The following is a 21074-nucleotide window of genomic DNA, read 5'->3' as shown; positions in this document are numbered from 1 at the left end:
CTGCCAGGCCGACGTCCTCGCCCTGCTGCTGGGCCGCGGTCATACCCGGCCGGGCCCGGTCAGGCCTGGCCGGTCGTCGAGAGCGCCACCACCTTCGTCACCGAGCCGTCGTCCCCGACGACGTCGCGCAGGTGCCGGAAGCCCAGCCGTCGGGACATCGCCAGGCTCGGGGCGTTCTCCGCACCCACCATGCCGTAGACCTCCTTGAGGCCCAACTCGTCGGCGGCGTACCGGATCAGGCCGCGGACCACCTCGGTGCCCAGGCCCCGGCCCCAGAACTCCGGGGCGAGGGCGGTGACCAGCTCGTGGCCGTCGACGTTCCCGGTCTTCTTCACCTCGGCGTGGCCCGCGTACCTCCCGTCCAGCCACAGACCCCACACGTCGAAGAGCTGCTGCGGGTACACGTCGGTCAGGATCGCGCGGAACAGCGCGCGGATCTGCGGCTCGGGCACCAGGTCCTGGCCCATCCAGCTGCACACGTCAGCGTTGCCGAGGAGGGAGACGAAGGCGTCCTCGTCCTCGGCCCGGTAGGGGATGAACTCCAGGTGTTCGGTGCGCAGCGAAGGGGTCACGGTCAGCTCCTCGGGGTTGTCGTGGGACGGAAGTACTGCGGCCGGTCAGGATCCGGCGTTCTCCATGCGCTCGCGCAGGCTCCGCGGCCGCATGTCGGTCCACACCTCGTCGACGTAGGCGGTGCACTCCGCCTCGGTGCCCTCCTGGCCGACGGGCTGCCAGCCGGCGGGCACGTCGAGGTCGACCGGCCAGAGGGAGTACTGCTCCTCGTCGTTGCGCAGCACCTGGTAGCGGGTGTTCTCGTCCATGTCGTGCTCCTTCGTCGTTGTCGGGTTTCCAGCGGTGGTCTTGCGGCGGTGGTCTTGCGGCGGTGGTCTTTTCAGCGGCGGGTGGGCGGCCGTCACCGTCCTCCCCGGGCGTGCCGGGCGATGTGCCGCAGCGCCACGGCGAACTCCTCGGCCGCCCGGCGCACGGTCGCCGTGTCGTGGAGGGCGGGGCGGTGGTGCCAGGTGAAGGCGAGGCGCCCGTGCTGCGCCGCGCCCACCACCTCCACCGGGTGCGAGCCGCCGTCGCGGGGGTCGTGGTCCTGCCCGAAGGAGCCGTGCTCGGCGCGGACCAGGCCGTCGCCGGCGGTCTCGGGCCGCGCGTCCCACTGGCCGAGGTAGTTGAAGACCACCTGGCCGTGCGCGCCGGCGGCGAGGCGCTCGCGGACCTCGGGCGGACCGAAGGTGCGCAGGGCGCCGAAGCCCAGCCCGTTGCCCGGCACGGCGCGCAGCTGGCGGCGGATCGACTTCACCAGGGCGCGCCAGTCGCGGTCCGGGCCGAGGTCCTCGGGGTCGGGGACGTGGAAGGTGACCGGGTGCATGGTGGTGAACCAGCCGACCGTGCGGGACAGGTCCACGCCCTCCACGACGTCCTCCCGGCCGTGCCCCTCCAGGTCCAGCCGGATCCGCTCATGGCCGGTCCAGCGGGCCAGTGCCAGGGCGAGGGCGGTCAGCAGCACGTCGTTGACGCGGGTGCGGTAGGCCGCCGGGGCCGCGCGCAGCAGTGCCTCGGTGTCCTCCTCGTCCAGTTCGACGGTGACCGTCGCGGTCTCGGCGGCACCGGGGTCAGCGGCACCGGGCTCGGCGGGTCGGCCGGGCAGGGCCTCGGCGGCGCTCACCGCCTCGTCCCAGTAGGGCAGTTCGTGGTCCAGGCCGCCGTCGGCGACATGGGCGGCGAGCCGGAGCGCCCAGTCCCGGTAGGAGGTGCCGCGCTCCCCCAGCGTGATCTGCGTGCCCAGGGCGGCCTGCCGGTAGGCGCTCTCCAGGTCGTCGCGCAGCAGGCGCCAGGAGACGGCGTCGACGACCAGGTGGTGGGCGACCAGCAGCAGGAGCGCCGGGCGGTCCGGGGCGCCGGTGAACAGGGCCGCCCGCAGCAGCGGGCCCCGGGCCAGGTCGAAGCCGCCGTGCAGTTCGTCGGCCGCCTTGGCCATGGCCGCGTCGGCGGCCTCGGCGCTCTGCCCGGTCAGGTCGTACCGGACGAGGACGTCCTCGGCGGGGGCGGGCGGCGGGTTGAACTGGTGCCAGCCCGTCTCGTCGTGGGTGAAGCGCAGGCGCAGGGCGTCGTGGTGTTCGAGCAGGGCGTCCAGCCCTGCCCGCAGTGCCCGCGGATCGGGGTCGGCGCCGAGTTCGAGCAGGGTCGACTGGTTGAAGTGGTGGTGGGCGGCGCGCGGGGTGGTCAGGAACCACTCCTGGATGGGGGTGAGCGGCACGTCCCCGGTGACCGGGCCGTCGTCCTCGCGGTCGGGGGCGGTGCGCACCACGGTGGCCAGTTCGGCCACCGTCTGGTGGGTGAACAGCTCCCGGGTGGCGAGGTACAGGCCGTCCCGGCGCAGCCTGGACACCACCTGCATGCTGAGGATGGAGTCGCCGCCGAGCAGGAAGAAGTTGTCGTCGGCGCCGACCTCCTCGATGCCCAGGACGTCGGCCCAGATCCGGGCGATCCGGCGTTCGGTGTCGGTGCCCGGCTCCCGGCGCGGACCGGCCGCGGCCTGCGCGGGCCCCGGTTCGGGCAGGGCCCGGCGGTCGAGCTTGCCGTTGGGGGTGAGCGGCAGCCGTTCCAGCGGGACGAACACCGACGGGACGAGGTGCGGTGGCAGCAACCCGGCCAGGTGGGCGCGCAGTTCGGCGGCGGGCAGGCCCGCAGTGGCCCCGCCCTCGCCGTCGTCCTCCGGTACGGCACCGACCGCCGGGACGACGTAGGCGACCAGCCGGCCGGCTCCGGAGCCCGCGCCGCTCCCGGGGGCGTCGGCGCGCACGGTGACGACGGCGTCGCGCACCAGCGGGCTGCGGCGCAGCGCGCTCTCGATCTCGCCCGGTTCGATCCGGAAGCCGCGCAGCTTGACCTGGTCGTCGACGCGGCCGGCGAAGCGCAGTTCGCCGTCGGCGTCCCGGTGGGCGAGGTCGCCGGTGCGGTACATCCGCTCGCCCGGCGCGCCGAAGGGGTCGGCGAGGAACCGCCCGGCCGTCAGCCCCGGGCGGCCGAGGTAGCCGCGGGCGAGGCCGGGGCCGGCCAGCCAGAGCTCTCCGGTCACACCGGGCGGCACCGGCCGCAGGGCGGCGTCCAGGACGTAGCTGCGGGCGGCGCCGCCGGGGCGGCCGATCGCGGGTGCGCCGGTGCCGGGCGACAGCGGGCCCGTCCAGGTGGCGACCACGGTGGCCTCGGTGGGGCCGTAGGCGTTGATCATCCGGCGGCCGGGGGCCCAGGTGTCGACCAGGTCGGCCGGGCAGGCCTCCGCCCCGACGACCAGGGTGCGCAGGGCGGGCAGGGTCGCGGCCGTCTCCGGGTCCACGGTGGCCAGGGCCGCCGGGGGGATCAGGGCGTGGGTGATGCGCCGTTCGGCCAGGACCTCGGCCAAGCGCTCGCCGACGAGCGGCCCTTCCTCCCCCGTGACCAGGGTGGCCCCGCTGAGCAGGGAGACGCACAGCTCCAGGACGGAGGCGTCGAAGCTGGGCGAGGCGAACTGGAGCACCCTGGCCCCGGGGCCGGCGGCGTACTGCTCGGCGGCGGCCGCCGCGAAGGCGGCGAGTCCGGCGTGGGTCACCAGGACGCCCTTGGGCGTGCCGGTCGATCCGGAGGTGTAGATGACGTAGGCCGGGTGTCCGGGGGTGAGCACGGCGGCGCGGTCGGCGTCGGTCGGCGCGGTGGCGCGGTCGGCACCGGTGTCGCGGTCGGCACCGGTGTCGCGGTCGGCGCCGGTGGGCGGGGTCTGCGGCCCGTCGGCGGACCACACCTCGGCCGGGTCGTCGAGCACCAGGTGGGCGCCCGCGTCGCGCACCATGAACTCCCGCCTGGGCGCCGGGTAGTCCGGGTCCACCGGGAGGAAGGCGCCGCCGGCCTTGGCCACGGCGAGCTGGGCCACCACCGCCGCCGCCGAGCGGGGCAGGGCGAGGGCGACCAGCCGCTCCGGCCCCACGCCGCGCCGGATGAGCCGGTGGGCCAGCCGGTTGGCCGCCCGGTCCACCTCGGCGTAGCTCAGCTCGCGGCCGCCGTCGAGCAGCGCCACCGCGTCGGGGTTGCGGGCGGCCTGGCGCTCGAAGAGTTCGGCCAGGGTCGCCTCGGGGACGGGCCGGAAGGTGCCGCGCGCCCGGTCGAGTTCGGCGGCCAGCTGGTCGCCGCCGGCCAGCGGCAGCGCGCCGATGGCGCGATCCGGGTCCTCGGCGACGGCGGTCAGCAGGGTGGCGAGCTGGCCGGCCATCCGCTCGGCCGTGGCCGGGTCGAACAGGCCGGTGTTGTAGGTGATCAGGCCGTGCAGCGCACCGGAGTCGGCCTCCGCGAACTCCAGCGCGAGGTCGAAGGCCGCCTGCGTGGTGTCGGTCTCGACGTCGGTCACGTGCAGGCCCGGGAGGTCGAGGTCGGCGGCCGGGGTGTTCTGGAGGACGACCAGGGCCTGGAAGAGCGGGCTGCGGCTGGTGTCGCGCACCGGCTGCACCTCGTCGACCACGCGCTCGAACGGCACGTCCTGGTGGGCGAAGGCGTCCCGGACGGTCTGCCGGACAGCGCCGAGGAAGTCGCCGAAGGGCTGCCCGGGTTCCACCCGCGAGCGCAGCACCAGGGTGTTGACGAAGAAGCCGACGAGCCGCTGGGTCTCCGCCTGCTCGCGGCCTGAGGTGACGGTGCCGACGGCGATGTCCTGGTCGCCGCCGAGCCGGGCGAGGTAGGCCTGCGCGGCGGCGACCAGGGTGGTGAACAGGGTGGCGCCGCGCTCCCGGCCGACCCGGGCCAGTCGGCGGGCCGTGTCGGCGGGCAGCTCCAGGCGGGCGGTGGCCCCGTTGGTGGTGCGCACGGCGGGCCGGGGCCGGTCGGTGGGCAGGCGCAGCGTCGAGACGTCGGCCAACTGCTGCTTCCAGTAGGCGAGTTGGTCGGATCCGGCGGCGCCGACCGTGCGCTGCCACTGCGCGTAGTCGGCGTACTGCACCGGCAGCGGCGCCAACCGGCTTTCCCCGGAGCCGAGTTCGACGCGGTAGAGGTGGGCCAGATCGGTGAGCAGGACGGCGGTCGACCAGCCGTCGGTGACGATGTGGTGCAGGGTCAGGGCCAGCACGTGGTCGCCCTCGGCCAGCCGCACCAGGGCGGTGCGCAGCAGCGGTCCGCGGCGCAGGTCGAAGGGGCGGGCCCGCTCGGCGGCGAGCAGGCCGCGCAGGGCCTCCGCCCGCGGCTGCGACGGCAGGCCGGACAGGTCGTGCAGCGGCAGCGGCACGGCCTGCGGCGGGTGGACGAGCTGGACGCCGTGGCCGTCGACGCTGTCGAAGGTGGTGCGCAGCGACTCGTGCCGGGCCGCGAGGGCGCACAGAGCGGCGCCGAGGGCGTCGGTGTCCAGGGCGCCGCGCAGGCGCAGCGCGAGCGCGGTGACGTACTCGGCGCCGCCGGGCGCGAACTCCTCCAGGAACCACAGGCGTTGCTGGGCGTACGACATCGGCGCGGCGCCGTCGCGGGCGACCGGGAGGACGGGCGGGCGCCCCTGGCCGCCCGGGCGGCCCTGCTCCTCGGTAAGCAGGCGGGCCAGGCCGGCCGGGGTGGGGTGGTCGAAGACGGCGCGGGGGGTGAGGTCGGCGCCGAAGGCCTCGGCCAGGCGGGCGGCGAGCCGGATGCTGAGGATGGAGTCGCCGCCCAGCTCGAAGAAGCCGTCCTCCACGCCGGGCGGCCGGATGCCCAGGACGTCGCCGAAGACCTCGGCGGTGCGGCGTTCGGCCTCGCTGCGCGGCTCGACCCGCGCGCGGTGTCCGCTCCCGTGCTCCTCGTCCGGCGCCGGGAGGGCCGCCCGGTCGACCTTGCCGTTGCGGCTCAGCGGGAGGGCGGCGAGCGGGACGAAGGCGGCGGGGACGAGGTAGTCGGGCAGCGCGCGGGCGGCGAAGGCCCGCAGTTCCTCGGGTTCGTCGCCCGCCGGGCCGACCAGGTAGGCCACCAGGCGCCGGGCGCCGGGCCGGTCCTCGCGGGTGACCACGGCGACGTCGGTGACCTGGGGGTGGCGGGCGAGCGCGGCCTCCACCTCGCCGGGTTCGACCCGGAAGCCGCGGATCTTCACCTGGTCGTCCGCGCGGCCCAGGAACTCGACGGTGCCGTCCGGGCGCCGCCTGGCCAGGTCGCCGGTGCGGTACATCCGGGCGCCGGGCGGTCCGGAGGGGTCGGCGAGGAAGCGGGCCGCGGTCTCGCCGGGCCGGCCCAGGTAGCCGCGGGCCACGCCCTCGCCGGCCACGTACAGCTCGCCCGCGCAGCCCGGCGGGACGGGCCGCAGGAGCCGGTCGAGGACGTGCACGCGGCGGTCGTCCAGGGGGTGGCCGATCGGCAGGGTGTCGGGCACCGCCGCCGCCTCCGCGACGGCGTGGGCGGTGGCGAAGGTCGTGGTCTCGGTGGGCCCGTAGCCGTCCACCACGGTCAGCCCGGGGCAGGCCGCCAGGACGCGGCGCACCGCGGCGGCGGGCACCACGTCCCCGCCGGTCCACAGCGTGCGCAGGCCCGCGAAGCAGTCCGGCGCGTCCTGGGCGAGCAGCCGGAAGAGCCCGGCGGTGAGCCACAGCGCCGTCGGCCCGTCCGGTCCGGCGAGCCGCCGCAGCAGGGCGGCGTCCACCGGCCCGGCGGGGGCGACGAGCACGCAGCCGCCGCCCAGCAGCGGCGCCCAGACCTCGAAGGTGGCGGCGTCGAAGGCGACCGGCGAGTGCAGCAGCACCCGGGCGCAGCGGCCGTCGGCGAAGCGGCTGTCGGTGGCGAGCGAGGCCACGTCGCGGTGCCGTACCGCCACCGCCTTGGGCACCCCGGTGGAGCCCGAGGTGAACATCACGTACGCCAGCCGGTCGGGGTCGGCGGGCGGCAGGGCCGCCGCCACCGGCCCGGCCGCGCCGGTGCGCGCGGCGGCGACCTGCTCGGCGGCTACCTGCTCGGCGGTGAGCCGCAGGGCGGCGCCGACCTGGTCGAGCAGCGCGCGGCGGCGCTCCTCGGGGGACCGGAGGTCGACGGGCAGGTAGGCGCCGCCCGCCTTGAGGACGGCCAGCTGGGCGACGACGAGTTCGGCGGAGCGGTCCATCAGCAGTGCCACCCGGCCTTCGGGGGCCAGGCCGTCGGCCAGCAGCCGGGCCGCCAGGCGGTCGGACCAGTCGTCGAGCTGGCGGTAGGTCAGTTCGCGGTCGCCGTCGCGCACGGCGGGCGCGCCGGGGGTGCGCCTGGCCTGCTCGGCGAAGACCTGGAGCGGGCTGCGCGGCGCCGCCGGGCGGGCGGTGCCGTGCCAGGAGGCCAGCTGCTCCCGGTCGGCGGGGGTGAGCTGGTCCAGCTCGGCGAGGTCGCCGTCGAGGCCGTCGGCGAGGGCGGTGAGCAGCAGGACCAGGCGGTCGGCCGCGCCGTGGGCCGTCCGGTGGTCGAAGAGCGCGGGGTCGTAGGCCAGGTCGAAGCCGAGCCGCTCGGCCAGGTGGGCGCGCAGGCACCAGGGGAAGGTGGTGGCGTCGTCGGCGCGCACCTCGACCACCCGCACCCCGGTCCGGTCGGCGGCCGACTCGTCGACGGGGTAGTTCTCGAAGACCGCCATGCTGTCGAACAGCGGCTCCCCGGCGGGCAGGTCGCTCAGGGCCTGGACGCGCGGCAGGGCCAGGTGGTCGAAGCGGCGGCCGTCGCTCTGGCGTTCCTGGAGTTCCCGCAGCCAGGGCAGCACGCCGCCCGATGGGATCGGGACCCTGGTCGGCACGGTGTTGATGAACAGGCCGATCATCGACTCGACGCCGGGCAGTTCGGCCGGGCGCCCGGACGCGGTGGTGCCGAAGACCACGTCGTCGCCGCCGCTGTAGCGGGCCAGCAGCAGCGCCCAGGCGCCCTCCACCACGGTGTTGACGGTCAGTCCGGCAGCGGCGGCGTTCTCGCGCAGCCGGCGGGAGAGCGTCTCGTCCAGTTCGCGGTGGGCGGCGGCGCTGGAGCGGGCGCGGTGGGCCCGGGTCGGCGGGCGGTCGTACGGCAGCGGGGTCCGGCCGGTGAATCCGGCCAGCAGGCCGCGCCAGTGGGCCTCGGCCGCCTCCTCGTCCTGGTCGTGCAGCCAGCCCAGGAAGTCGGCGAACGGCCGTCGGACCGGCCGGGGCGCCTGCGGGCCGCCGGTCAGCGCGGCGTACTCCTCGCACACCTCGGTGAGCAGCTGCCCGGTGCTCCAGCCGTCCAGGATCAGGTGGTGGGTGGACCACAGCAGCAGGACCTCGTCGCCGGGCAGCGCGGCCAGGGTCAGCCGGGTGAGCGGCGCGGTGGCGAGGTCCATCCCGGCGGCGCGCTCCTCGGCGAGCAGCCGCTCCGTCCGGTCGGCGCGCTGCCCGGGCGTCAGGTCGCGCCAGTCGAGGTGGCGGACGGGCAGTGCGGCGTGCCGCGCGACCACCTGGACGGGGTGCGGCAGGCCGCGCCAGTGAACGCCGGAACGCAGTGCCGGGGTGCGGTCGGCGACCTGCTGCCAGGCCTCGGCGAAGGCCCGCGGGTCGGCGACGCCGGCCAGGCGCACCGCGATCCGGTCGACGTAGGCGCCGTCGGCGTCGACGAGCCCGTGGAAGAGCATGCCGGACTGCAGCGGCGTCAGCGGCAGCACGTCGTCGGTCTCGCGCCCGTCGCCGACGAGCCGGTCCAGCCGGTCCTGGTCGAGGCCGGCGAGCGGGAAGTCCGACGGGGTGCGGCCGCCGGCGTCCGGGCGGGCGCAGTGCGCGGCCAGCTCGTGCAGCGCGGCGCCCATCTCCTCGGCGAGCCCGCGGACGGTCGCCTCGTCGTAGACGGCGGCGGGGTAGGTCCACGCCAGTTCGAGGCGGCCGTCCTGGACCGCGCCCGTGATGTCCAGCAGGTAGGGGCGGGGCTCGTCGGGGTCGGTGTCGCGACCGGCCGGGGGCAGCGCGCCGCGGACCAGGCCTTCGGCGCCGCCGCGGGTGTCCCACTGGCCGTGGTAGTTGAAGCCGATCTGCGGCGCCGCCGTGCCGGTCAGCGGGCCGCCGGGCCGCAGGTGGCGCAGCGCGCCGTGGCTGAGTCCGCGCAGCGGGACGGCGCGCAGCTGCTCCTTGACCGAGCGCAGGGTGTCGTGCCACCCGGCGTCGGGGTCGACGCGCAGGGCGAGCGGGAACTCGGCGGTGAACCAGCCCACCGTCCGGGAGAGGTCCAGGTCCTCGAAGAGGTCCTCGCGGCCGTGCCCCTCCACCCCGACCAGCACGGTGTCCCGGCCGCACCAGCGGGCCAGGGTGCGGCCCAGGGCGCTGAGCAGGACGTCGTTGACCTGGGTGCGGTAGACCTCGGGGACGCGGCGCAGCAGCGCCTCGGTGGTCCGCTCGTCCAGCCTCACCTGGACGGTGGCGGCGGTGGCGTGGGTGTTGGAGACGGGGGCGTTGGGGGCGTCAGTGTCAGGGGCGGGGCGGCCGGCGGGCAGGTCGGCCGGGGCCGCGCCGGTGCGCGTCCAGTGGCCGAGGTCGCCGTCCAGGGCGCCGGCGCGGGTGTGCCGCTCCAGCCGGGTGGCCCAGCGGCCGTAGGACGTGCCGGTCGGCGGCAGGGCGACGGGGGCTCCGGCGCGGGCCGTGCGGTACGCCGCTTCGAGGTCGGCCAGCAGGATGCGCCAGGAGACGCCGTCCACGGCCAGGTGGTGGACGGTGAGGACGAGTTGGCCCGGCTGCCGGAGGCCGGGGTCGAAGAACAGGGCGCGCAGCACCCGGCCCTCGACGGGGTCGAGGGAGCGCTGGGCCTCGTCGGTGGCGCGCTGGACCTGCGCCTCCACGTCATGGCCGGTGAGGTCCGGGTGGCTGACGTCGTGCCGGGTGAAGACGCCGTCCGCCCCCTGGGGAAGCACCTCCTGGCGCCAGCCGGCCTCGGTGCGGTGGAAGCGGGTGCGCAGGGCCGCGTGGTGCTCCACCAGGGCCAGCACCGCCCGGCGCAGGGCCGCCGGATCGGTGCCGGGGGCCAGTTCCAGGCGCTGGGTCATGGTGAAGCGCAGGGCGTCGCCGGGGCGGCGGCCGTCGAGGTACCAGTGCTGGATCGGGGTGAGCGGCGCCTCGCCGGGCTCGGCTTCGCCGATTTCTTGATGATCCGTCAGATCTCCTGCACGCAGCGCGAGTTCGGCGATGTTCTGGTGGCGGAAGACGTCCTTGGTGGTGAGGGCGAGCCCGGCGGCGCGGGCGCGGGAGACGATCTGGATGCTGAGGATGGAGTCGCCGCCGAGCGCGAAGAAGTTGTCCCGGGTGCCGACGCGCTCCACGCCCAGCACCTCGGCCCAGATCGCGGCGAGCCGTTCCTCGGCACCGGGCCGCGGCGCGACGTACGGGGTGGTGCGGTCGGGCTGGGCGGGCGGCGCGGGCAGCGCGCGCCGGTCGGTCTTGCCGCCGGTGGTCCGGGGTATTCGGGCCAGCGGGACGAACGCGGCGGGCACCAGGTGGTCGGGCAGCGTCCGCCGCAGCCAGGTCCGCAGTTCCTCGGCGGTCGGCACGCGGCGGCCGGCGGGCACCGGGTAGCCGACGAGCACCGTACGGCCGGCGTGCTCGCGTGCGGCGACCGCGCAGTCGGCGACGTCCGGGTGGGCGAGCAGGGCGGCCTCCACCTCCCCGGGCTCGATCCGGAACCCGCGGACCTTGACCTGTTCGTCGGCGCGGCCCCGGAACTCCAGTTGCCCGTTCGCGTCCCAGCGGGCCAGGTCGCCGGTGCGGTACATCCGGGCCCCGGGCGGGCCGTAGGGGTCGGCGAGGAAGCGGGCGGCCGTCAGTCCGGGCCGGTTCAGGTAGCCGCGGGCGACCTGGTCCCCCGCCAGGTACAGCTCCCCCGGCATGCCGGGCGGCACCGGCCGCAGGGCGCCGTCGAGCAGGTAGGCGCCCAGGTTGCGGCCGGGGCGGCCGATGACGGGGCGCTCGGGGTGGTCCGCGCACCGGGCGTAGGCGGCGTCGACGGTGCACTCGGTGGGCCCGTACATGTTGTAGGCGGTGACGCCGAGGTCCGCGTGCGCCGCGCACAGCTCCCGCCAGGTGGCGGCGGGGACGGCCTCGCCGCCGACCAGCAGCAGGCGCGGGTGGTGCGGGCCGGGGGCGAGCAGTCCGGCGGCGGTGAGTTCGCGCAGGAAGGAGGGGGTGACGTTGACCAGGTCCAGGCGGCGGTCGACGACCTGGGCGCAGAACGCCTGCGGGTCCAGCCGGACGTCCTCGTCGATCAGGTGGAGCTCCTGGCCCAGTGCGAGCAGCAGCGGGCCCTCCCAGCTGGTGTCGAAGGAGAAGGAGGCGCTGAGCGCGGCCCGCAGCCGCGTCCCGTCGGCGGTGTGCGGCGCGACCAGGCCTTCCTGGTGGTCCCGGCAGAGGTTGACCAGCTGGCGGTGTTCGACGACGACGCCCTTGGGGCGGCCGGTCGAGCCGGAGGTGTGGACGAGGTAGGCGGCGTGCTGCGGCAGCAGGGGGGCGGTCCGCTCGGCGTCGGTCAGGTCGTGGGCGGGCAGCGCCGCCCACGGCACCTCGCGCAGGGCCTGCCCGGTCAGCACCACCCGGGGCCGGGTGTCGTCGAGGAGGAGGGCGGCCCGCTCCTCGGGCAGGTCCGGGTCGACGAAGAGCAGGGCTGCGCCCGCCTTGAGCACCGCGAACAGCGCCACCAGCAGGTCCGAGGTGCGCGGCAGCCGGACCGCGACCACCTGTTCCGGGCCGGCGCCGAGGGCGGCGAGGTGGCGGGCGAGCCGGTTGGCCCGCGCGTTGAGGGCGGCGAAGTCGAGGGTGGCGTCCCCGGCGACCAGGGCGGTGGCGTCCGGGGTGCGGGCGGCCTGCGCCTCGAACAGGGCGGGGAAGGTGGTGTCCGGCGCGGGCAGCGGCGCGCCCCGCCCCTGCCGCAGCACCCGGCGGCGTTCGTCGGCCGTCATCAGCGGCAGCGCCCCGACGGCCGTCTCCGGCGCCTCGGCCACGGCCTCCAGCAGGGTGCCCAGCCGGCCGGCCAGCTGCTCGGCGGTCCGCGCGTCGAACAGCCCGGTGTTGTACTCCAGGTAGCCGGTCAGGCCGCCGTCGCGCTCGACGAAGTCGAAGGAGAGGTCGAAGGTGGCGCCGTGGACGGGCGGGGTGACCGGCTCCACCGTCAGGCCCGGCAGGTCCGGCACCTCGGCGCCGAGGTTGTGCAGGGCCACCATGACCTGGAAGAGCGGGGTGCGGCTGGTGTCGCGCTCCGGCTGGAGGGCGTCCACCAGCCGTTCGAAGGGCACCTCCTGGTGGGCGAGCGCCTCCAGGACGGTGCCGTGGGCGGCGGCCAGCAGTTCGCGGAACGACAGCTCCGGCCGGACGGCGCCGCGCAGCACCAGGGTGTTGACGAACATGCCGACCACGTCGTGGAGTTCGCCCTGCTCGCGGCCCGAGGTGACGGTGCCGACCGCGATGTCCTGCTGCCCGGACCAGCGGGCGAGCAGGACCTGGCAGGCCGCCAGGAGGGTGGTGTAGAGGGTGCCGTCGACCTCCCGGCCCCGTTCGCGCAGCCGCGCGGTCAGCCCGGCGGGCAGGGTGAAGGCGACCAGCGCGCCGTCCCGGGTGCGCACGGCCGGGCGCGGCCGGTCGGTGGGCAGCTCCAGCGGGGTCAGGCCGTCCAGGGCCCGGCGCCAGTGGGCGAGGTCCGCCTCGGCGAGGTCGGTGCGCGCGCGCTGCCAGGACGCGTAGTCGGTGTAGCGCACGGGCAGCGCGGGCAGCCGTGGCGGGCGCCCCTCGCGGGCCGCCGCGTACAGCTCGCCCAGGTCACGGCCCAGGACGCCCATCGACCAGCCGTCGGTGGCGATGTGGTGCACGGCCAGCGCGAGCACGTGCTCGTCCGCGGCCGTCCGGACCAGCCGGGCCCGCAGCAGGGGCCCGGCGGCCAGGTCGAACGGGGTGGCGGCGATCCGCTCCAGCAGCGCGTCCAGGGCCGCCGGGAGCGCCCCGGCGAGGTCCTCGCACGGCAGCTCGACCGGCTGCGGCGGGCGCACCACCTGCCGGGCGCGGCCGTCCCGCTCGGCGAAGGTGGTCCGCAGCGCCTCGTGCCGGGCGACCAGGGCGTCCAGGGCGGTGCCCAGCGCGGCCCGGTCGAGCGCTCCGCGCAGGCGCAGCACGGACAGCGAGGTGTACTCGGTGCTGCCCGGCTCGAACCGGTCGAGGAACCAGAGCCGCTGCTGGGCGTACGACAGCGGCGGCTCGGCCGCCGGGTCCGCGGCCGGGATGACGGTTCGTCCAGGGGACGCCCCGCCCGGCTCGCCGAGCGAGCCGAGGGAGCCGAGGGAGCCGGGCGAGCCGAGGGCCTCGGCCAGGTCCGCCAGCACCGGGTGGGTGAACAGCAGCCGGGGCGAGAGCTCCGCCGACCCGAAGGCCGCGCGCAGCCGGGCGGTGACCCGGACGGCGAGGATGGAGTCGCCGCCCAGGGCGAAGAAGTCGTCCTCGGCGCCGATCTCCCCGGTGTCCAGGACCTCCGTCCAGGCCGCGGCGACCAGCCGCTCGGCACGGGTGCGGGGCGCGGTGCGCTGCCGGCCGGCGGCGAAGCCCGCCGGGCCGGGCACGGGCAGCGCGCGCCGGTCGAGCTTGCCGTTGGGGGTGAGCGGCAGGGCCGCCAGCGGGACGTACGCGGCGGGCACCAGGTAGGCGGGCAGCAGCCGTTCGAGGTGGGCGCGCAGGTCGGCGGCGGCCGGGGGGTGGGCCGCGCCCGGACCGGCGACGACGTGGGCGACCAGCCGGCGGGTGCCGGAGGCGTCCTGGTACACGCCCACGGTGGCGGCGCCCACGCCCGGGTGGGTCTGGAGGGCGGCCTCGATCTCGCCGGGTTCGATCCGGTAGCCGCGGATCTTGACCTGCTGGTCGGCGCGGCCCAGGTAGCGCAGGGTGCCGTCGGCCTGTCGGCCGGCCCGGTCGCCGGTGCGGTACATCCGGGTGCCCGGGGCGCCGAAGGGGTCGGCGAGGAAGCGGGTGGCGGTCAGGCCGGGCCGGTTGAGGTAGCCGCGGGCCAGGCCCTCCCCCGCCACGTACAGCTCGCCCACGGCGCCCGGGGGCACCGGGGCCAGGTCGGCGTCGAGGACGTACAGCCGCAGGTCCGGGAGGCCGGTGCCGATCGGTGCGGGGCCGCCGGCGGCGGCGGTCGCGCGCTCCAGCGGGGCGTGGGTGACGTGCACGGTCGTCTCGGTGATGCCGTACATGTTCACCAGGCGCGGCGCGTCCTGCGGGTGGCGGTCGTACCAGTCGGCGAGGCGGCCGGCGTCCAGGGCCTCGCCGCCGAAGACCACCGTGCGCAGCGCCAGCCGGCGGGAGAGCTCGGGGTGTTCGGCGTCGGCGCGGGCCAGCGGGTGGAAGGCGGACGGGGTCTGGTTGAGGACGGTGACGCCTTCGTCCACGAGCAGCCGCAGGAAGTCCTCCGGGGAGCGGGCGGTGTCCTCGGGCACGACGACGAGCCGGCCGCCGTGCAGCAGCGGGCCCCACAGCTCCCAGACCGAGAAGTCGAAGGTGTAGGAGTGGAACAGCGTCCAGACGTCCTCGGCGCCGAAGCCGAACACGCCGCTGGTCTGCTCGAACAGCCGCACCACGTTGGCGTGCGGCACCACGACGCCCTTGGGGCGGCCGGTGGAGCCGGAGGTGAAGATGGCGTAGGCGGGGCTGTCGGGCAGCGGGCGGTGCCGGGCGGCGAGCGGGGCGGCCGGGCCCCGGGCCAGGTCGGCGCGCAGTTGCGGGTCGGCGAGGGAGAGGACGGGCACCCCGTGCTCGAAGCTCTCGGGCGGCCCGCCGGGTCCGTGGGTCACCAGGGCCACCGGGGCGGCGTCGCCCAGCAGTTGGGCGCGGCGCTCGGCGGGCAGGCCCGGGTCGAGCGGCAGGTAGGCCGCGCCCGTCTTGAGGACGGCGAGGACGGCCACGACCAGGTCGGCCGTACGGGGCAGCGCGAGGGCCACGAACCGCTCGGGCCCGGCGCCGAGTTCGGCCAGCCGGTGGGCGAGGCGGCCGGCCCGCGCGTCCAGGGCGGCGTAGTCGAGGTGCTCGTCGCCGCAGGTGACGGCCTCGGCGTGCGGGGTGCGGGCGGCCTGCGCCTCGAAGAGGTCGACCAGGGTCCGGTCGGGGCGGCCGTGCGCGGTGCCGTCCCAGTCGGTCAGTTGCCGCCGCTCCTGCGCGGTCGTCCACTCCAGGGCGCGCAGCGGCCGGTCCAGTCCGGCTGCCAGTTCGGTGAGCAGCAGGCAGAGCCGGTCGGCGAGGGTGCGGACCGTCGCGGCGTCGAACAGCTCCGGGTCGTAGGCGAGGTCGAAGCCGAAGTGCCCGCCCTGGTAGGCGCGCAGGACGAGCGGGTAGTTGGTGGCGTCCCGGGAGGTGACCTCCACCAGGCGCACCCCGCTGCCGGCCGTGCGGGCGTCGTCGAAGGGGTAGTTCTCGAAGGCGACGATGCTGTCGAACAGCGTCCCGCCGGACGGCACGCCACTGAAGGCGGTGAGTTCGGCGAGGGACACGGCGGCGTGGCGCCGGGCCTCGGCCTGGGCCTCCTGGAGCTCGCGCAGCCAGTCGGCGGCGGTGCGGCCGCCGTCGACCAGGACCCTGGTGGGCAGGGTGTTGATGAACATGCCGATCATCGACTCGACACCGGGCAGTTCGTCGGGGCGTCCGGAGACGGTCGTCCCGAACAGCACGTCCGGCTCGCCGCTGTACCGGGAGAGCAGCAGGGCCCAGGCGCCCTGCACCACGGTGCCGAGGGTGAGCCCGGCCTGCCGGGCGGTGCGGGCCAGCCGCTCGGAGGCCTCCGGCGACAGGCCTGCGGTGTGCGCGAGCGCCGAGCGGGCCCGGTGGGCCTCGCGCCGGGCGCGGTCGGCGGGCAGCGGGGTGGCGGTGGCGAAGCCGTCCAGGACGCCCCGCCAGTGCGCGCGGGCGGCCGCGGCGTCCTGACCGGCCAGCCAGTGCACGTAGTCGGCGAAGGGCCGGCGCACCGCGGGTGCCGGCACGCCGCCGGTGGTGAGGGCCGCGTACTCCTCGAACACGTCGGTGAGCACCTGGGCCAGGCTCCAGCCGTCCAGGATCAGGTGGTGGGAGGTCCACAGCAGGTGCAGGCGGGCCTCGGGCAGCCGGACCAGGGTGAGCCGGGTGAGCGGCGCCGTGGCGAGGTCCAGCCCGTGGGCGAGGTCGTCCGCGCGCAGCCGGGCCAGCCGGTCGGCGCGCTCGGCCGGGTCGACCGCCCGCAGGTCCAGGTGGGTCACCGGCAGCCGGACGCCGCGGCGCACGACCTGGAGGGGGGCGGGGACGCCCTCCCACACCACCGAGGTGCGCAGCGCGGGCGTGCGGTCGGCGACCCGCTGCCAGGCCAGGGCGAAGGCGTGCGGGTCGCCCACGCCCTCCAGCAGCAGGCCGGCCTGGTCCACGTAGACGTCGTCGGGGCCGCCGACCAGGCGGTGGAAGAGCATGCCCTCCTGGAGCGGGGTGAGCGGCAGCAGGTCCTCGACGTCCCGCCCGTCGCCGGCGATCCGGTCCACCCCGGCCTGGTCCAGTCCGGCCAGCGGGTAGTCGGAGGGGGTGCGGCCGCCGGCGTCGGGGCGGGCGCAGTGCTCGACGATGCCGGTCAGTGCCGAGGCCGTGGCCTGCGCCAGCGCGCGGACGGTGGCCGTCTCGTGCGTCTGGTCGCTGTAGTGCCAGGTGAGCTCCAGCTCGCCGTCGGCGACGACGGCGGAGACGTCGAGCAGGTGGTCCAGGGGCTCGTCGGCGGCGAGCTCCCGGCCCGGCGCCTGGCCGGCGGGCGCGAAGTCGCCGGTCCCGGGGGCGGTCCACTGGCCGTGGTAGGTGAAGCAGACCTGCGGGAGTGGACGGCCCTTCAGGGCGCCGGCGGCGGGCGGGCCGAGCCGGGCCAGGGCCTCGTAGCTCAGGCCCCGGCGGGGTACGGCGCGCAGCCGCTCCTTGACCTGCTTGAGGGTGGCGGCCCAGTCGGGGGCGCCGGCCGGGCCGGCCGGGGCGAGGGTGACGGGGTACTGGGTGGTGAACCAGCCGACGGTCCGGGAGAGGTCGACGCCGTCGACGAGCTCCTCGCGGCCGTGGCCCTCCAGGGCGATGGTCACCCGCTCGGTGCCCGTCCAGTCGGCGAGGGCCCGGCCCAGCGCGCTGAGCAGCACGTCGTTGACCTGGGTCCGGTAGGCCTCGGGGACGCTGCGCAGCAGGGCCTCGGTGGTGGCGCGGTCGAGCCGGGTGCGCAGGGTGCGCAGGGTGCCGGCCGTGGGCGTGCCGGGGTGGTCGACGGGCAGCGGGGCGGCCGGCGCCCGGGTCTCGGCGCTCCAGTAGGGCAGGTCGTCGTCGAGGCCTCCGGCCCGGACCAGTTCGGCGAGGTGGTGGGCCCAGTCGGTGAACGGGGTGGGCTCGGGCTCCAGGTGCGGGGCGTCCCCGGCCGCCGCCTGCCGGTAGGCCTGTTCCAGGTCGGCGAGCAGCACCCGCCAGGAGACACCGTCGACGGCCAGGTGGTGGGCGGTCAGGACGAGTTGGGGCCGGGCGTCGCCGTGTGAACGGAACAGGACGGCGCGCAGCAGGGTGCCGGTGGCCGGGTCCAGGGCGGCGCGGGCGGCGTCGGCGGCCTCGCCCCGGGCGGCTTCAGAGCCGGTGTCGGCGCCGGGGGCGGGCGGGTCGAGTCTGGTCAGCAGCCCGGTGCCCGCGTCCGCGACCGGCTCCTGGCGCCAGGTGCCCCCGGCGCGGGTGAAGCGGGTGCGCAGCGCCGGGTGGGCGGCCAGGACCGCCCGCAGCGCCTGGTCCAGGGCCGGCTCGTCGAGGTCGCGCGGCAGGTCGAGCAGCATCGACATGGTGAAGTGGCGCAGCGGGCCGTGGGCGGCGAAGAACCACTCCTGGACCGGGGTGAGCGGGGCCGGCCCGTCCGCGCGGCGCGGCCGGGGGGCCGGGGCGGCGGCCGGGCGGGCGGCGGCGACCAGGTCGGCGACGGTCTGGTGGCGGAAGACGTCCTGGGAGCCGATCCGCAGGCCGGCGGCGCGGGCCCGGGAGACGGCCTGGATGCTCAGGATCGAGTCGCCGCCGAGCTCGAAGAAGTTGTCGGTGACGCCGACCCGCGCCATGCCCAGCACCTCGGCCCAGATCCCGGCGAGGATCTCCTCCTCGGGGGTGCGCGGGGCGACGAACTCCCCTTCCCTTGCTTCGCCTTCGGGGTCGGGGGCGGGCAGTGCGCGGCGGTCCAGCTTCCCGCTGGTGGTGAGCGGCAGGGTGTCGAGCGCGGTGAACGAGGACGGCACCAGGTGGTCCGGCAGCACCCGCCGCAGGGCGGCGCGCAGGTCGGCGGACGGGCGGGCCGCGCCGTCGGCGAAGACCAGGTAGGCCGCGAGCCGGGTGTGGCCGCGCGCGTCGGGCACGGCGGCGACCGCGGCCGCGGCGACCTGCGGCAGGTCGAGCAGCGCCGCCTCGATCTCGCCGGGTTCGATCCGGTGGCCGCGCACCTTGACCTGGTCGTCGGCGCGCCCGAGGTACTCCAGGCTCCCGTCGGCCGTCCAGCGGGCCAGGTCGCCGGTGCGGTACATCCGGGCTCCGGGCGGCCCGTACGGGTCGGCGGTGAAGCGGGCGGCGGTCAGCCCCGGTCGGCCGGCGTAGCCGCGGGCGACCTGCTCGCCGGCGAGGTGGAGTTCGCCGCTCACCCCGGGCGGCACCGGCTGGAGCCGGTCGTCGAGGACGTAGGCGCGCAGGTTGGGCAGCGGGCGGCCCACCAGCGGCCGGTCACCGCCCGCGATGCGGCAGGCGAGCGCGTCGACGGTGCACTCGGTGGGGCCGTAGTAGTTGTAGGCGGCGACGTCCGGGTGCCCGGCGAGTTCGCGCCAGAGCCGGGGCCCGACGGCCTCGCCGCCGAGCATCAGCACCCGGGGGCGGTGGCGCGGGTCGTCGAGCAGTCCGGCGGGCAGCAGTTGGCGCAGGTAGGAGGGCGTCAGGTCGAGGAAGTCGACGCGGTGGCGCACGACGTACTCGACCAGGGCGGCCGGGTCCATCCGGGTGGTCTCGTCGACCAGGTGCAGCGGGTGGCCGTCGGCCATCAGCAGCACGCCCTCCAGGGAGGTGTCGAAGGAGAACGAGGCGGTCAGCGCCACGCGCAGCGGCCCGCCGCCCGCGTCGGCGACGAAGCCCGCCCGGTGGGCGGCGAGCAGGTTCACCACCGCGCGGTGCGGGACGGCGACGCCCTTGGGGCGGCCGGTGGAGCCGGAGGTGTAGAGCACGTACGCGGTGTTGGCGGGGTGCAGCGGGGCGGTCCGGTCGGCGTCGCCGGGGTCGGTGTCCGGGCCGGTGTCGGGCATTGCCCGGAGCGTCTGCTCGTCCAGGACCAGAGCCGGGCGGGCGTCGTCGAGCAGGTAACGCTGGCGCTCGGCCGGCAGGGCCGGGTCCAGGGGCAGGTAGCCGGCGCCGGCCTTCCAGACGGCGAGGATCGCCACGATCATGTCGGCGGTGCGCGGCAGCCGCAGCGCGACCAGCCGTTCGGGGCCGGCGCCGCGGGCGATGAGCTGGTGGGCGAGCCGGTTGGCGCGGGTGTTGAGCGTCGCGTAGTCGAGCTGCTCGGCTCCGGCGACCAGGGCCGGGGCGTGCGGGGTCAGGGCGGCCCTGCGCTCGAACAGCTCGGGGTAGCCGGTGTCCTCGACGGGCAGCGCGGTGGCGTTCCAGTCCCGGGTGACCAGCCGGGTCTCCCGGGGCGAGAGCAGCGGCAGGGTGCCGAGCGGGCGGTCGGGTTCGGCGGCGGCGCCGGCCAGCAGCAGCAGGAGCTGGTCGGCCATCCGGCGGGCGGTGGGCGCGTCGAAGAGGTCGGCGCGGTACTCCAGCAGGCCGGTGAGCGCCTCGCCGTCCGGGACGAACTCGACGCTGAGGTCGAAGGTGGCGGCCTGCCGGGGCACGGCGACCGGGGCGGCTGCCGGCCCGTGCGGGGTGGTGGCCTCGGGCGGCGCGGGGTGCAGCAGGACCAGCACGTCGAACAGCGGGTTGCGGCCCGCCTGGCGGGGCGCGCCGACCGCCTCGACGAGCCGTTCGAAGGGCGTGTCGCCGTGCGCGAGCGCGTCGTTGCCGGTCTCGGTGGCGGCCGCGAGCAGGTCGCGGAAGGATCCGGCGGGCTCCACCCGGGTGCGCAGGACGACGGTGTTGACGAAGCAGCCGACGGCCCGTTCCAGCTCGGTGCGGGAGCGCCCGGGCGTCAGGGAGCCGACGGTGACGTCCTGCTGGCCGGACCAGCGGGCCAGCAGCGCCTGGGTGGCGGCGACCAGGGCGGTGTGCAGGGTGCCGTGCCGCTCGGCCGCGAGCTCGCGCAGCCGGGCGGTGAGCGGCGCGGGGACGGTGAAGGCGTGGACGGCGCCGGGGCCGGCCTCCTCGCCGCGCCGCGGGTGGTCCAGCGGCAGCTCCGGCGGCGCCGCACCGGCCAGTTTCGCCTTCCAGTGGGCCAGTTGGCCTTCCAGCCGGGCGCCGGAGAGCTGTTCGCGCTGCCACACCGCGAAGTCCGGGTACTGGACGGCCACCGGGGGCAGGTCCGGGGCGGCGCCGCGGGCCAGGGCCTCGTAGCCGGTGCACAGCTCGTCCAGGACGACGCCCATCGACCAGCCGTCGGTGACGATGTGGTGCGCCGTCACTTGCAGGACGTGCGAGCGGTCCGACTCGGGCACCAGCAGGGCGCGCAGCAGCGGCCCCTGCCGGAGGTCGAAGGGGCGGGAGTACTCCTGGAGCAGGATCGCGTCGAGGCTCTCCCCGTCGGCCGGCTCCCGGACGGGCAGCGGCACCGGACCGGCCGGCCGCACGGTCTGCACCGGGCGGCCGTCGGCCTCGTCGAAGGTGGTCCGCAGCCCCTCGTGGCGGGCCACGACGGCGGCCAGCGCCCCGGCGAGCGCCGCGCGGTCCAGCGGGCCGGTGAACCGTACGGCGACCGCGCTGTTGTAGCGGGGGTCGCCGGGGCGCAGCCGGTCCAGGAACCACAGGCGCTGCTGGACGAAGGAGGGCGGCAGCGGTCGGCTGCGGTCGGCGTGCGGGATGGACCGGTCGGCGGCGGCCCGGGCGCCGCCGGAGCGCCCGGCCAGCCGCAGGCGCAGCGCTTCGCGCAGGTCGGCGGGCAGGGCCTCGGCGCGGTCTCGCTTCGAAGGCGTCATGGTCGTCGGATCCTCACCGTTC

The 21074-nt window shown here is 76.9% G+C and carries 3 protein-coding genes; all 3 read right to left on the bottom strand.

What is annotated here, in order from left to right:
* Positions 1-59: 59 nt before the first annotated feature.
* The 3 genes from ACFWPT_RS31465 to ACFWPT_RS31455 all read right to left on the bottom strand — a co-directional run bounded on the left by ACFWPT_RS31465 (position 60) and on the right by ACFWPT_RS31455 (position 21052).
* Complete coding sequence (locus tag ACFWPT_RS31465) at positions 60-572, bottom strand: GNAT family N-acetyltransferase (RefSeq protein WP_380485928.1); 513 nt, start codon at positions 570-572, stop codon at positions 60-62.
* Between the two features lie 45 nt (positions 573-617).
* Positions 618-821, bottom strand: coding sequence for an MbtH family NRPS accessory protein (locus ACFWPT_RS31460; RefSeq protein WP_063350451.1), 204 nt, complete (start codon positions 819-821; stop codon positions 618-620).
* A gap of 92 nt (positions 822-913) precedes the next feature.
* Positions 914-21052: a non-ribosomal peptide synthase/polyketide synthase gene (locus ACFWPT_RS31455; RefSeq protein ID WP_380485925.1), complete on the bottom strand. Its 20139-nt coding sequence runs from the start codon at positions 21050-21052 to the stop codon at positions 914-916.
* Positions 21053-21074 lie beyond the last annotated feature (22 nt).

Source organism: Kitasatospora sp. NPDC058478 (assembly GCF_042720345.1).
Lineage (GTDB): Bacteria > Actinomycetota > Actinomycetes > Streptomycetales > Streptomycetaceae > Kitasatospora.
This window is presented reverse-complemented; position numbering and strand designations above follow the sequence as displayed.